Genomic DNA, 12,488 nt, shown 5'->3' with positions numbered 1-12,488 from the left:
GGCGGGGAGGGAGCCCGCGTTGATGCAGATTAAAAGGTGGGAGCTTTGGCGTCGGGGCCCGCACCGTCACGGCGCCCCAACCCTTCGGAAAGGAGCGAGACGACCAGAGTGTTCAGGCTGACGCCCTCACGTCCGGCCCGTTCGCTGAGCCGCCGGTGAAGCGATTTCGGCACCCTCTGCTGCCATTTACCGCTGAAAGCCCCGTCATCGGCGACCGACGGCGGCGGAATCTCCCGGCCGGCGGCGCGCATTGCCTCGATCCAGCCATGCATGGCGTCGGCACCGTTGGAAATCGCCTCTTCGATGGAATCGCCGTCGGACATGCAGCCGGGAAGGTCCGGAAACTCGATCAGATATCCGCCGCCATCCTCGTCGCTGAGGGGCCGGATGGTGAAAGGATAGTCGAGTTTCATCGGTCATTCTCCTGTGCTTCGCGCTGCTCCAACACCCGTCGTTCCTGGACGGCTTCGATGAAGGCGACGAACGCTTTGACATAAACCGGCTTGATCGGGCGATGAGCAGGGACGGATGGCGCCTCGACAACACCGGGATAGTCGAAAATAACGTGGCTGCCGGAAGGCTTTCGGATAGTCACGCCCTGTGCGCGGGCGACAGCCTCAAGATCCTCGATCCGCCAATCCCGCGGATTGTTCTTCATGCGGGCGAGGATCTTATCCGTCTGAGTCATGGTTGGATAGTATCACGGGCGGTACCGACAAACAAGCTGCCGACGGCCTCGCCGTCCCATCTTGACGCCTGTCCGCGCCTGACTAAATTTTGCCCGCGCCAGGGTGCCTCACCCGACAGGATCCCGGCGCACCCGAAGACCGTGTCCTGCATGTTGCTCTGCGGAGGATGTGTGCGATGCCGACGACAAGACTCTTGCGCGCCCCACCCTGTCCGGTCCGGCCGGAATCTGCGCCCGCCTGAGACAACGACCAAACCCGGCCGGCAAGACCTCAAGAAAATCCGAGAAAACAGATCGCCTGTGTCTGCGTAAGCGGCCATGGGCACTTGGCATTGAAAGTCAAACTGGGAGAAATCCCGTACGCTTCTTCTTAAAAAACCCCCTTGACGACAAAAACAGCCTGAGTAAATTTCCCACCCGAAAGCGCGGCCCATTCGGGCGTGCTTGGGAAAGTCAGACATTCGCTTAAGCTCAAGGAGTGTCACACCATGAAGTTCAAACCGCTTCACGACCGCGTTCTGGTCCGCCGCGTCGAATCCGACACCAGGACGAAGGGCGGCATCATCATCCCCGACACCGCCAAGGAAAAGCCGCAGGAGGGCGAGGTCATCGCCGTCGGTGCGGGCGCGCGGGACGAGGCCGGCAAGCTGATCGCCCTCGACGTGAAGCCTGGCGACCGCGTGCTGTTCGGCAAATGGTCCGGCACCGAGGTGAAGATCGACGGCGAGGATCTCCTGATCATGAAGGAGAGCGACATCCTCGGCGTGATCGAGGCTGCCGCCGAACCCGCCAAGAAGGCTGCGTGATAGGGGAGGAACAGGACCATGGCTGCGAAGGACGTGAAGTTCGGCTCCACCGCCCGCGACAAGATGCTGCGCGGCGTGGACATCCTGGCCGACGCCGTGAAGGTCACGCTGGGGCCGAAGGGCCGCAACGTGGTGATCGAGAAGTCGTTCGGCGCCCCGCGCATCACCAAGGACGGCGTGTCGGTCGCCAAGGAAATCGAGCTGGCCGACAAGTTCGAGAACATGGGCGCGCAGATGCTGCGCGAGGTGGCGTCGAAGACCGCCGATCTGGCCGGCGACGGCACCACCACCGCCACCGTGCTGGCGCAGGCCATCGTCCGCGAGGGCGCCAAGTCGGTCGCCGCCGGGATCAACCCGATGGACCTGAAGCGCGGCATCGACATGGCGGTCGACGCCGTGGTGACCGAGTTGAAGGCCCGCTCCAAGAAGGTGACCACCAACGAGGAGATCGCCCAGGTCGGCACCATCTCCGCCAACGGCGACCGCGAGATCGGCGACATGCTGGCCCGCGCGATGGAGAAGGTCGGCAACGAGGGCGTCATCACCGTCGAGGAGGCCAAGAGCCTGGAGACCGAGCTGGATGTCGTCGAAGGCATGCAGTTCGACCGTGGCTACACCTCACCCTACTTCGTCACCAACGCCGACAAGATGCAGGTGGAGCTGGACGACCCCTACATCCTGATCCACGACAAGAAGCTGTCCGGCATCCAGGCCATCATCCCGGTGCTGGAGAAGGTCGTGCAGTCGGGCAAGCCGCTCCTGATCATCGCCGAGGAGGTCGAGGGCGAGGCGCTGGCGACCCTGGTGGTCAACCGCCTGCGCGGCGGCCTGAAGGTCGCGGCGGTGAAGGCCCCCGGCTTCGGCGACCGCCGCAAGGCGATGCTGGAGGACATCGCCATCCTCACCGGCGGCCAGGTCATCAGCGAGGAGGTGGGCATCAAGCTGGACAGCGTCACCATCGACATGCTGGGCCGCGCCGACAAGGTGGTCATCACCAAGGACAACACCACCATCGTCAACGGCGTCGGGTCGAAGGACGACATCAAGGCCCGCTGCACCCAGATCCGCCAGCAGATCGAGGAGACGACCTCCGACTACGACCGCGAGAAGCTGCAGGAGCGTCTGGCCAAGCTGGCCGGCGGCGTCGCGGTGATCCGCGTCGGCGGCGCCACCGAGGTCGAGGTGAAGGAGCGCAAGGACCGCGTCGACGACGCCATGCACGCCACCCGCGCGGCGGTGGAGGAAGGCATCCTGCCCGGCGGCGGCGTGGCGCTGGCCCGTGCGGTCGCGGTGCTGGAGAGCGTCAAGCCGGCCAATGACGACCAGCGCGTCGGCGTGGAGATCGTGCGCCGGGCGCTGACCGCCCCGGTGCGCCAGATCGCCACCAACGCCGGCGTCGACGGCTCGATCATCGTCGGCAAGCTGAACGACAGCAAGGACTACGGCGTCGGCTATGACGCGGCCAAGGGCGAATGGTGCGATCTGGTGAAGGCCGGCATCATCGACCCGGCCAAGGTGGTGCGCACCGCGCTGCAGGATGCGGCCTCCGTCGCCGGCCTGCTGATCACCACCGAGGCGATGGTCGCCCAACTGCCGGAGAAGAAGCCCGCCATGCCCGCCCCCGGCGCCGACATGGACTTCTGATCCGGACGGCATCCGCCCGGACATGTCTTAGGATGTTCCCTGGACGGGGTCGCGCCCTTGGTGGCGCGGCCCCTCTTTTCATGCGGCGGCGGGCCTGTCGTCCGACTGCGCCGCCTCGCGGCAGCAGGGAAAGCGCAGGGTGACCTTTAGTCCCTGCTCCGGCCGGGGTTCGAGGTCGAGGCTGCCACGCAGCTGCTTGGCCAGCTGCCGCATGATCCGGCCGCCCAGCCCGGTTCCCTGCGGCCGATCGGACAGGATGCCCACACCGTCGTCGCAGACGCGCAGCACGCACTCCCCCTCCTCCTTGCGGAAGGTCAGGTCGATGCGGCCGGATCGGCCGTCGGGGAAGGCGTATTTCAGCGCGTTGGTGATCAGCTCGTTGGCGACGGTGCCGACCGCCACGGCGATGCCCATGTCGAGATCGACGTCGTCCACCTCGGCGCCGACCGCCACCGGCCGCACCCCGACGACGCCCAGCTGGATGTCCTCCACCAGACTTTCCAGGAAGTCTTTGGAACTGACGATGTTGACGCCCTCCACCCGGCGCAGGCGGACATAGACGCGGGACAGCACGCCGATCCGCTCGATGGTGCCGTTGACGATGTCCTGCCCGGTCCCCGACCGGTGGGCCGCGAGCGTCAGCTGGGCGCAGATCTGCTGCAGGTCGTTGCGGATCCGGTGGTGGATCTCGTGCAGCATCAGGTCCTTTTCCGCATTGGCGGCGGACAGCTGGTCCCAGGACAGACGCAGCTGCTCGTTCGCCCGGCGCAGGGCGTTGGCTCCGCCGGCGATCCCGAAGCCCAGCGCCATATAGATGAGGAAGGCCAGCCGGTCGCCCGGTTCGGCGATCCACAGCTGCCATTCCGGCTTCATGAAGAACCAGGCCGAACACAGCCCGGACAGGGCCACGGCCAGATAGCCCGACCCGCGGTCGAACAGCAGCGAGATGACGAAGATGGTCGGGATGAAGACCAGGAACGGGTATTTGAACAGCAGCGGGTCCAGCGCATAGCGCAGCAGTGCCGTCAGCCCCACCAGCAGCAGCGTGATCCCGTATTGTGCCCAGACTGCGTCCGGCAAACAGGAATTCAGCCGGCGCAAGATGCTTTCCATACCCCGTGCCCTGTTCCCGACCACACAACGGAAGGGATAACAGCCTGAATCCGGATTCGGATGACCCGGGTATGCACACAATGTTGTGACGAATTTCGTCGATGCCCCTTTTCGCGGTGGCGCCATCGGAGTCTTTCGGAGTGGCCGGCCTTGGCCGCCGGTATGGCACCCCCACCTACAAGGCCAGCCAATAGAATCCGGAGGATCGTGATGCGCAGCACCCTGACCCTGTCGGCCCTCAGCCCTGTTGCCGCCCTTGTTGCCGCCGGTCTTTTGGCCACCGGCCCTGCCCGGGCGCAGGCGGTCAAAACCGTTCCGACCAGTGCCGGGCCGGTGGAGGTCAGCCGCTTCGCCGACGGGCTGGAGCGGCCCTGGGGAATCGATTTCCTGCCGGACGGTCGGGCGCTGGTGACGGAGAAGCCGGGGCGGCTGCGGATCATGGCCCGCGACGGCTCTCTGTCCCCGCCGCTGGCCGGCACGCCGAAGGTCTTCAATCAGGGCCAGGGCGGGCTGATGGACGTGGCGGCCGATCCGGATTTCGCCCGCAACCGCACCGTCTATCTCGCCTATGCCGAGCCGGGCGAGAACGGAACCGCCGGGACGGCGCTGGGACGCGGCACACTGGGCGAGCGCGGGGTCGAGGATTTCCAGGTCATCTTCCGCCAGTCGCCCAAGGTGGACGGCGGCAACCATTTCGGCACCCGCATCGCCTTCGCCCCCGACGGCCACATCTTCCTGACGCTCGGCGAACGCTACAAATTCGACCCGGCGCAGAAGCGCGACAACACGCTGGGCAAGGTGGTCCGGCTGAACCGCGACGGCTCGCTGCCGCAGGACAACCCCTTCGCCGGCGAGGGCAAGACGGCCGGCGCCATCTGGTCCTACGGCCACCGCAACATCGAGGCGGCGGCCATCGACCCGCGCAGCGGCTCGCTGTGGATCGGCGAGATGGGACCGCTGGGCGGCGACGAGCTGAACCGGCCGGAAGCCGGCAGGAATTACGGCTGGCCGGTGGTCAGCTGGGGCAAGCATTACGACGGCCGCGACATCCCCGATCCGCCGACCCGCAAGGACTTCGCCGATGCGGCGATCCATTGGACGCCGGTGATCTCGCCCTCCGGCATGGTTTTCTACACCGGCGGACTGTTCCGCGACTGGCAGGGCAGCGCTTTGCTTGGCAGCCTGAGCGCCAGGGGGCTGGTGCGCGTCGCCATCGACGGAAGCAGCGCGAAGGAGGTGGAGCGCATTCCGCTCGACGCGCGCATCCGCGATGTGGCACAGGGACCGGACGGCGCCCTCTATGTCATCACCGATGCCGCCGACGGCGTGGTCCTGAGGCTGGCGCCGGCGAAGTGACCGCCTGAAGATGGGCCGAAAGAAGGGGCAGATGAGGATCAGAGACTACCGGCCGTCGGACGCCCCGGTTCTGGCGGAGATCTATGCGCGCTCCGTCCGCGGCATCGGCCGACGATTCTACAGCCCCGAGCAGGTGGAGGCCTGGGCCGCGCAGGCGCCGACGGTGGAGCGGGTGCGGGAGGCCTATGGCGACGGCCGGGTCGCCCTAGTCGCAGTGGACGCGACCGACCGGCCGGTGGCCTTCAGCGACGTCGAATCCGACGGCCACATCAACTTCCTCTATTGCGCGCCGGAAGCCGCCGGCCAAGGCGTGATGTCGGCACTGGTCGACAGGCTGGAGGCGCGCGCCCGCGCACTCGGCCATCCCCGCCTGCATGTGGAAGCCAGCGAGGCGGCCCGTCCCTTCTTCCTGCGCCGCGGCTTCACCCTGCTGGAGCGCCGCGAGCTGCGGATCGGCGACGTGCCGATCCACAACTATGCGATGGAGAAGTGGCTGGCGCCGCAATAGGCGGCGCGTCAGGCCGGCGTCAGTTGGGCATCAGCACCAGGGCGCCGCTGGTGCCGCGTCCTTCCAGCGCGCGATGGGCCTCGGCGGCGGCGTCCAGCGGCAGGCGGGTCACCGGGCCGGCGCTCAGGCCCTTGGCGACGCGCGACAGAACCTCCTCGGCGGCGACGCGGTAGGCGGCGAGGTCGGACATGTAGCCGAACACGCTGGGCCGGGCGAGGCAGAGCGAACGGCGCGGCCCCAGTTCGGACAGCTCGATCGGCGAGACCGGACCGCCGGCCTGACCGACGCTGGCCACCGTGCCGAACAGCCGCACCGCGTCGAAGGTCCGGCGCAGCGTGTCGCCGCCGATGCCGTCCACCGCGACGTCGGCTCCGCGCCCGCCGGTCAGGTCGCGCACGGCGGCGACGAAATCCTCCTCCTGGTAAAGAATGGCGTGGTCGAGCCCGTGGGCGCGGGCGGTCTCCGCCTTGGCGGCGCTGCCGACAGTGCCGATGACGGTGGCGCCGAGGCTCTTCGCCCACTGGGTCAGCAGCAGGCCCAGCCCGCCGGCGGCGGCATGCACAAGGATCGTGCTGCCGGGACCCACCGGGCAGACCCGGTTCAGCAGCATGTGCGCGGTGATCCCGCGCAGCATCAGGGAGGCGGCGGTCACCGGTTCCACCCCGTCGGGCAGGCGCACGGCACGGTCGGCGGCCAGCAGGCGCGCCTCGGCATAGCCGCCGGCCGGCAGACCGGCCCAGGCGACGCGGTCGCCGACGGCGAGCCCCTCCACGCCCGGCCCGACCGCCTCCACCACGCCTGCGCCTTCGACGCCGAGCATCGCGGGATATGAGGGCAGCGGATACAGGCCGGTGCGGTGATAGATGTCGACGAAATTGACCCCGGCGGCCTCGTGGCGCAGGCGGATTTCCCCGGCGCCCGGCGCCGGCAGGTCGATAAGGGCGTGCTTCAGCACCTCGGCGCCGCCCGGCGCGGTCATCTGAATGGAGCGGATCATAGCGGCTGTCTCCGTCGATCGTTGCGATGGGGCGGAGGTTAATCTGTGGTGCAGCGCGCAGTAATTCGGCAAGATCGCCCACAAACTGGGTGTTTTTGCGCAGAACTGGTGAGCGATGAATTGGGATGACTTGCGCATCTTCCTGGCGCTGGCGGACAGCGGCAGCCTGTCGGCGACGGCGCGGAGGCTGGGGGTGGACCATTCCACGGTCGCCCGCCGGGTGGCGGCGCTGGAAGGCGATCTGGGGGTGCGCCTGTTCGACCGGCTGCCGCGCGGCTACGCCCCGACGGCGGAGGGGGAGGAGTTCGCGGCGCTGGCCCGCCGGGTGGAGGACGGCGTGCTGGCGGTGGAACGCCATGCCCGCGGCCAGCCGGGTGAGCCGGCCGGCACGGTGCGCCTGTCGGCCCCGCCGGCCTTCGCCAGCCATTTCCTCGCCCCGCGGCTGGCCGGGCTGCGGCGGACCTTGCCGAAGCTGGTGGTGGAGCTGGTGGGCGATGCCCGCGCGGTCAGCCTGACCCGGCGGGAAGCCGACCTCGCCCTGCGCCTGCAGCGGCCGGAGGACGAGGGGCTGGTCGCCCGCCGTATCGGCGCGATGGGCTACGGGCTTTACGCCACGCAAGCCTATCTCGACGGAAGGGACGAGGCCGGCTGGGAGTTCATCGGCTATGACGAGAGCCTTGACCATGTGCCGCAACAGCGCTGGCTGCGCCAGATCGCCGGCCGCCGCCCCTTCGTCTTCCGCGCCAACGACCTGATGAGCCTGCGCGGGGCGGCGTCGGCCGGCGTCGGCATCGCGGCGATTCCGCATTTCCTTGGGCGGTCCGATCCCGCCCTGGTCGCGGTCATGCCCGACCCCGCTCTCCCGCCGCCGCAGCCGCGCGAACTCTGGCTGCTGGTGCATGGCGACCTGCGGCGGTCGGCACGGGTGCGGGCGGTGATGGACGCCCTGGTGTCGATCATCGCCGACGGGCGGCAACTGCTGGAGGATTGAGGGAGTTCATCGCCTGCCACCGCCCAGTTCCGAACGGTTCCATCCGCGGCGTCCTTGAAATTTTTGCGTCTACCGTGAGCGCGGCAAAAAAATGATGGAACAGATGCCCACGCCGCTCCGTTAAATCGGCAGCATCGAAGAGTTCTGCTCTTCCAACCTGTCACTCGGAATATGGAGGCGTCGCATGCCTATCTTGCTTTGGCTTCTGGGTGTTCCCGGAATTATCGTGATCCTGCTTTGGATGACCGGCATCATCGGCTTCTAAGCCCGGCGAGGGGAGCGGTTGGCCCGCGTCTTCCAGACGAATTCCGCGGGCAACCCGCCCCGCCGCTCACCCCTGCGACGTCAGCGATCAGTCGCCAGCGGCCAGTCGCAGGGCTTTCCCATTCCATTCACCGGCAATGCCGGGCCGAAGGCAAGCGCACGCGGACGCTGCGGGGCGGGAAGCGTCGCCTCGATCCAGTCGGTCAGCCGCCGGTACAGCTCCTCCCGCGGCGGAGCATTGCGTGCCGGGACGATGAAGGCCTTGAGGCGTGTCCCCTCCTCCGGCCGCATCAACCGTACGGCGGCGGCTTCGACATCGGGATTGCCGGCCAGATGCGCCTGCACCGCCGCCAATGACACGTTGACCCCACCGACCTGCACGACGGTGTCGAGGCGACCGCTTGGGCGGAAGCCTCCTTCGCCGTGACTCAACCGGTCCTGGAGCGTGGCGAACAGGACCGTTCCGTCGGCCAGATGCCGGGTCACCCTGCCGTCGTCGCCGAAACGCCACCAGGGAAAGGGCCGGAACGGTGCGTCGGGGCTCTCGCGCCAGCCGAGCCCGGCAGTTTCCGAAGACCCGAACACCTCCACCAGCCGCGCCAATCCGATCCCACGCACGCCGCGCGCCGTGTCCGCCGGACAGGGCGCGGTGGAACTGGTGCCCGTCACCCCGCCCGCCAGCGCCGCGCCGGACCGCAGCAAGGCGCCCCACCAGTCGGGGTGGGCGACGACAAGGTCACCGGGACCCAGCTGGGCCGCAAGACCACCGGGTGAGGTGCCGCGTCCATCCACCACCGGGACGGCGAGGCGGTCCGGCAGCAGCACCGTGAACAGGAAGCCGTAGATGTGGTGGGCCGGGACGACGCTCACGACCCGCCGCGGCGCCTCCGCGCCGCCGGACAGGAGAGCGGCCAGCGCATCGGCCTCTTCCTCCAGCGCGGCCAGCGGATGCTCGCAGCGCTTCCCCTCGCCGGTGCTGCCCGAGGTGCGGAAACTCAGCGCACCGTCGAAACGGCCGAGCGCCGCCTCGCAAACGTCGAGCCAGTCCCCGACCGTCCGATGCACCAGAAGGTAATCCTCGATGCCGCTACGGTGCAGGTGCAGCGCCTCGTTGAGGGCCGAGGCGAGTTGCAGGAGATCGAGGGAGTCGGCTCCCACCCCGTCAGGGCCGAGCGGAAGCGTCTCCGGCCAGCGATGGGGATGCGCCGGCGGCGAACCGCCCGGCCGAAGCCGAGCGAATTCGCCCGCCAGCAAATCGCACACGACCCGGCTCAGGCTCTCGCGATTCCGCCACCATCGTTGGATCGTCATCGCAACCCGCTCACAGGCGCTTGACGAACACCCAATAGCTGTCGCCGATCAACGCCTTCTTCATGTGCACCTTCACCTTGGTCGGCTGCATCTGGTAGTTGAAGGTGTACTCGATCATCGTGTTCAGATCCCCGGACTTGACTCCCTTGTCGAACACGCCCTTGAAGGCCGGCGTGTTGGTGCAAGGGGCGATCTCGGTGAAGAAATTCTTGCCGACGACGGTCTTCGGGTCGCGTCCGGTGATGGCGCCTTCGGCGGAATTGTACTGGAGGATACGACCGGTGGCATCGAGCTGCACGGCGCCGAATGCCAGACGGTCGATCTCCGACGCGCTCATTTTGCCGAGGGTGTTTTCGATGTCGGAGGAGCCGAATTCGACGAGTTGCATGGTCGCGGGCATGGTGGGGAGTTCTCCGTAGCCAGAAAGACGCGCGCCGCGCCGGGCGCGCAGCGGACGAAAGACGATGCCAGTTGGCTGACACAGTTATGAATAGACAATGAATTCGAAGAGGGACTTGAGCGTCCCAATCCTCTTCGTCATCGGCGTTGTCGATAGAGGTATGTTTGGGTGCCTCACTTGTCTATAGGGACTCAAAAGCATAGCAATAAAATCATTGCCAATTATGACGTAATATGCTTTTGGTTGTGTCGCAATCTTAACTGAATCTTGACATTCGCCGCAGCGCCGGTCGGCCACCGGTCATTTCGACTGTCATCGAAATGAGATTGACAGCCTAGCCCACGGCCGTTAATTCCATGATTGTCGAAATATAGAATTTATAGGGGTCGGCATGGAGAAGAGGGACGTCCTGGCCGGGCTGGCGGCGCTGGCGCAGGAGACGCGGCTGGACATCTTCCGCCTGCTGGTGGAAGCGGGGCCGGAGGGTCGCTCCGCCGGGGCGATTGCGGAGGCGCTGGCGGTCGCGCCGGCCACCCTGTCCTTTCACCTGTCCAACCTGACCCATGCCGGGCTGATCGTGCAGCGTCGCGAGAGCCGGTCGCTGATCTACTCGGCCGATTTCGAACGGATGACCGGCATCGTCGGCTTCCTGTCGGAGAATTGCTGCGGCCGGTCGGCCAATCCCGCCGCCTGCGCGCCGCTTTGCGCGCCGACGCCGGGACCGGCCAACACGGTGACTGAGGAAAATCCCTGCCAAGGAGCGTCCGCAGGGCCGCGCCGCGGCTGCTGACCGCCTGCAAACGGAGCGAAGAATGGCCGAGAATCGCGTCTACAACGTGCTGTTCCTGTGTACCCACAACAGCGCCCGCAGCGTCATGGCGGAATGCCTGCTGAACCGGGAGGGCAAGGGCCGCTTCCGCGGCTTCAGCGCCGGCAGCCAGCCGTCCGGCCGCATCAATCCGTATGTCCGCGACCTGCTGGAGCGGCTGGGCTTCCCGACGGCGGAGTTGCGGTCGAAGACCTGGGACGAGTTCGCCGCCCCCGGCGCCCCCCACATGGATTTCGTCGTCACCGTCTGCGACAACGCCGCCGGAGAGGTCTGCCCGGTCTGGCCGGGCCAGCCGATCAGCGCCCATTGGGGCTTCCCCGATCCGTCCAGCGCCACGGGCACCGATGCGGAAAAGGCCGCCTTCACCGCCACGGTGTTTGGGCAGATCCAACGCCGCATCCAGGCCTTCGCCGCCCTTCCCATCGCCTCGCTCGACCGCATGGCGCTGAAGCGCAAGATGGACGACATGGCACGGGCGGAGCCTTCCCTGCAGGGCGAGAGCCATGACCGCTGACATCCATTCCACCCCGGTGGCGCCTCCCGCCATGGGCCTGTTCGAGCGCTATCTCAGCCTGTGGGTGGCGTTGTGCATCGTCGCCGGCATCCTGCTCGGCCATCTGGTGCCAGGCCTGTTCCGGGGCATCGCGGCGGCGGAGGTCGCCCAGGTCAATCTGCCGGTGGCGGTGCTGATCTGGCTGATGATCGTGCCGATGCTGTTGAAGATCGACCTCGGCGCGCTGGGACAGGTCAGAGAACATTGGCGCGGCATCGGCGTGACGCTGTTCATCAATTGGGCGGTCAAGCCCTTCTCCATGGCGCTGCTCGGCACGCTGTTCATCGGCCATCTGTTCGCCCCGCTGCTGCCGCAGGACCAGATTTCCTCCTACATCGCCGGGCTGATCCTGCTGGCGGCGGCGCCCTGCACCGCCATGGTGTTCGTCTGGTCGAACCTGTGCGAGGGCGAACCGCACTACACCCTCAGTCAGGTGGCGTTGAACGACCTGATCATGGTGTTCGCCTTCGCGCCGATCGTCGGGCTGCTGCTGGGCGTCGCGTCGATCACCGTGCCGTGGGGCACGCTGCTGCTGTCGGTGCTGCTCTACATCGTCATCCCGGTGCTGGCGGCCCAGCTCTGGCGGCGCAGCCTGCTGGCGGCCGGTGGCGAGCCGGCGCTGGCGCGCGTGCTCGGCCGGATCCAGCCGGTGTCGCTGCTGGCGCTGCTGACCACGCTGGTTCTGCTGTTCGGTTTCCAGGGCGACCGGATCCTGGCGCAGCCGCTGGTCATCGTCCTGCTGGCGGTGCCGATTCTGATCCAGGTCTATTTCAACGCCGGGCTGGCCTACTGGCTGTCGCGCCGGTTCGGGGTGGCATGGTGCGTGGCGGCGCCGGCGGCACTGATCGGCGCCTCCAACTTCTTCGAACTGGCGGTTGCCGCCGCCATCAGCCTGTTCGGGCTCGGCTCCGGCGCCGCGCTCGCCACCGTGGTCGGCGTGCTGGTCGAAGTACCGGTGATGCTGTCGGTGGTGCGCATCGTCAAGGCAACCAAGCCTTGGTACGAAGGACGGGCCGGGGCGTGAGCCC

General features: G+C 67.4%; 14 protein-coding genes. 8 read left to right on the top strand and 6 right to left on the bottom strand.

The window, feature by feature from the left end; all coding sequences use genetic code 11:
- Positions 1–29: 29 nt before the first annotated feature.
- Complete coding sequence (locus M5E06_RS18630) at positions 30–413, bottom strand: type II toxin-antitoxin system HicB family antitoxin (protein WP_109154220.1); 384 nt, start codon at positions 411–413, stop codon at positions 30–32.
- Positions 410–688 carry a type II toxin-antitoxin system HicA family toxin gene (locus tag M5E06_RS18625; protein ID WP_109154221.1) on the bottom strand — a complete coding sequence of 93 codons (279 nt, stop codon included), beginning with the start codon at positions 686–688 and terminating at the stop codon, positions 410–412. Before M5E06_RS18625 ends, M5E06_RS18630 begins: the two co-directional genes overlap by 4 nt.
- Positions 689–1,176: 488 nt before the next feature.
- On the opposite strand from M5E06_RS18625, the gene groES reads away from it, so the two are divergent.
- On the top strand, positions 1,177–1,494 hold the full coding sequence (gene groES / locus M5E06_RS18620; protein WP_109154222.1) for a co-chaperone GroES: 318 nt from the start codon (positions 1,177–1,179) through the stop codon (positions 1,492–1,494).
- Between the two features lie 18 nt (positions 1,495–1,512).
- Positions 1,513–3,138: a chaperonin GroEL gene (gene groL / locus M5E06_RS18615; protein ID WP_252139476.1), complete on the top strand. Its 1,626-nt coding sequence runs from the start codon at positions 1,513–1,515 to the stop codon at positions 3,136–3,138.
- A gap of 78 nt (positions 3,139–3,216) precedes the next feature.
- Here the strand turns inward: groL and M5E06_RS18610 are convergent, their stop codons facing one another.
- The gene (locus M5E06_RS18610; RefSeq protein WP_252139475.1) at positions 3,217–4,251 is read right to left on the bottom strand and encodes a sensor histidine kinase; all 1,035 of its coding nucleotides are present in this window, start codon (positions 4,249–4,251) and stop codon (positions 3,217–3,219) included.
- A 210-nt stretch (positions 4,252–4,461) separates the two neighbouring features.
- Between M5E06_RS18610 and M5E06_RS18605 the strand changes: the two genes are divergently transcribed.
- Together M5E06_RS18605 and M5E06_RS18600 are read left to right on the top strand one after the other, a co-directional pair.
- A complete protein-coding gene (locus tag M5E06_RS18605; protein ID WP_252139474.1) occupies positions 4,462–5,607 on the top strand; it encodes a PQQ-dependent sugar dehydrogenase in 1,146 nt (381 codons plus the stop codon).
- Positions 5,608–5,638: 31 nt separating this feature from the next.
- On the top strand, positions 5,639–6,115 hold the full coding sequence (locus tag M5E06_RS18600; protein WP_252139473.1) for a GNAT family N-acetyltransferase: 477 nt from the start codon (positions 5,639–5,641) through the stop codon (positions 6,113–6,115).
- A 19-nt stretch (positions 6,116–6,134) separates the two neighbouring features.
- Here the strand turns inward: M5E06_RS18600 and M5E06_RS18595 are convergent, their stop codons facing one another.
- The gene (locus M5E06_RS18595; protein ID WP_252139472.1) at positions 6,135–7,112 is read right to left on the bottom strand and encodes a quinone oxidoreductase family protein; all 978 of its coding nucleotides are present in this window, start codon (positions 7,110–7,112) and stop codon (positions 6,135–6,137) included.
- 115 nt (positions 7,113–7,227) lie between these two features.
- Between M5E06_RS18595 and M5E06_RS18590 the strand changes: the two genes are divergently transcribed.
- Positions 7,228–8,103 carry a LysR family transcriptional regulator gene (locus tag M5E06_RS18590; RefSeq protein ID WP_252139471.1) on the top strand — a complete coding sequence of 292 codons (876 nt, stop codon included), beginning with the start codon at positions 7,228–7,230 and terminating at the stop codon, positions 8,101–8,103.
- Positions 8,104–8,448: 345 nt separating this feature from the next.
- Here M5E06_RS18590 and pcl read toward each other — a convergent pair whose 3' ends face one another.
- Both pcl and pyp read right to left on the bottom strand, forming a co-directional pair.
- On the bottom strand, positions 8,449–9,678 hold the full coding sequence (pcl, locus tag M5E06_RS18585) for a 4-coumarate--CoA ligase (RefSeq protein ID WP_252139470.1): 1,230 nt from the start codon (positions 9,676–9,678) through the stop codon (positions 8,449–8,451).
- A 10-nt stretch (positions 9,679–9,688) separates the two neighbouring features.
- The gene (gene pyp, locus M5E06_RS18580) at positions 9,689–10,078 is read right to left on the bottom strand and encodes a photoactive yellow protein (RefSeq protein ID WP_247870963.1); all 390 of its coding nucleotides are present in this window, start codon (positions 10,076–10,078) and stop codon (positions 9,689–9,691) included.
- A gap of 391 nt (positions 10,079–10,469) precedes the next feature.
- On the opposite strand from pyp, the gene M5E06_RS18575 reads away from it, so the two are divergent.
- Genes M5E06_RS18575 through arsB form a run of 3 tightly spaced genes read left to right on the top strand, consistent with a single transcriptional unit; the run spans position 10,470 to position 12,484 of the window.
- The gene (locus M5E06_RS18575; RefSeq protein WP_109154230.1) at positions 10,470–10,868 is read left to right on the top strand and encodes an ArsR/SmtB family transcription factor; all 399 of its coding nucleotides are present in this window, start codon (positions 10,470–10,472) and stop codon (positions 10,866–10,868) included.
- Positions 10,869–10,890: 22 nt separating this feature from the next.
- Positions 10,891–11,421, top strand: a complete 531-nt coding sequence (locus M5E06_RS18570) for an arsenate reductase ArsC (protein ID WP_252139469.1) — start codon at positions 10,891–10,893, stop codon at positions 11,419–11,421.
- A gap of 31 nt (positions 11,422–11,452) precedes the next feature.
- A complete protein-coding gene (gene arsB, locus M5E06_RS18565) occupies positions 11,453–12,484 on the top strand; it encodes an ACR3 family arsenite efflux transporter (RefSeq protein ID WP_502802001.1) in 1,032 nt (343 codons plus the stop codon).
- Positions 12,485–12,488 lie beyond the last annotated feature (4 nt).

This window comes from Azospirillum sp. A1-3, from assembly GCF_023806445.1.
In the GTDB taxonomy this organism is placed as follows: Bacteria; Pseudomonadota; Alphaproteobacteria; order Azospirillales; family Azospirillaceae; genus Azospirillum.
The sequence above is the reverse complement of the archived record's forward strand: the minus strand, read 5'-3'. Positions and strand labels throughout refer to the sequence as shown.

Excerpts from the sequence above, each read along its gene's own strand:
- M5E06_RS18630 (WP_109154220.1), bottom strand. The coding sequence starts at position 413 with ATGAAACTCGACTATCCTTTCACCATCCGGCCCCTCAGCGACGAGGAT.
- M5E06_RS18625 (WP_109154221.1), bottom strand. The coding sequence starts at position 688 with ATGACTCAGACGGATAAGATCCTCGCCCGCATGAAGAACAATCCGCGG.
- groES (WP_109154222.1), top strand. The coding sequence starts at position 1,177 with ATGAAGTTCAAACCGCTTCACGACCGCGTTCTGGTCCGCCGCGTCGAA.
- groL (WP_252139476.1), top strand. The coding sequence starts at position 1,513 with ATGGCTGCGAAGGACGTGAAGTTCGGCTCCACCGCCCGCGACAAGATG.
- M5E06_RS18610 (WP_252139475.1), bottom strand. The coding sequence starts at position 4,251 with ATGGAAAGCATCTTGCGCCGGCTGAATTCCTGTTTGCCGGACGCAGTC.
- M5E06_RS18605 (WP_252139474.1), top strand. The coding sequence starts at position 4,462 with ATGCGCAGCACCCTGACCCTGTCGGCCCTCAGCCCTGTTGCCGCCCTT.
- M5E06_RS18600 (WP_252139473.1), top strand. The coding sequence starts at position 5,639 with ATGAGGATCAGAGACTACCGGCCGTCGGACGCCCCGGTTCTGGCGGAG.
- M5E06_RS18595 (WP_252139472.1), bottom strand. The coding sequence starts at position 7,112 with ATGATCCGCTCCATTCAGATGACCGCGCCGGGCGGCGCCGAGGTGCTG.
- M5E06_RS18590 (WP_252139471.1), top strand. The coding sequence starts at position 7,228 with ATGAATTGGGATGACTTGCGCATCTTCCTGGCGCTGGCGGACAGCGGC.
- pcl (WP_252139470.1), bottom strand. The coding sequence starts at position 9,678 with ATGACGATCCAACGATGGTGGCGGAATCGCGAGAGCCTGAGCCGGGTC.
- pyp (WP_247870963.1), bottom strand. The coding sequence starts at position 10,078 with ATGCCCGCGACCATGCAACTCGTCGAATTCGGCTCCTCCGACATCGAA.
- M5E06_RS18575 (WP_109154230.1), top strand. The coding sequence starts at position 10,470 with ATGGAGAAGAGGGACGTCCTGGCCGGGCTGGCGGCGCTGGCGCAGGAG.
- M5E06_RS18570 (WP_252139469.1), top strand. The coding sequence starts at position 10,891 with ATGGCCGAGAATCGCGTCTACAACGTGCTGTTCCTGTGTACCCACAAC.
- arsB (WP_502802001.1), top strand. The coding sequence starts at position 11,453 with ATGGGCCTGTTCGAGCGCTATCTCAGCCTGTGGGTGGCGTTGTGCATC.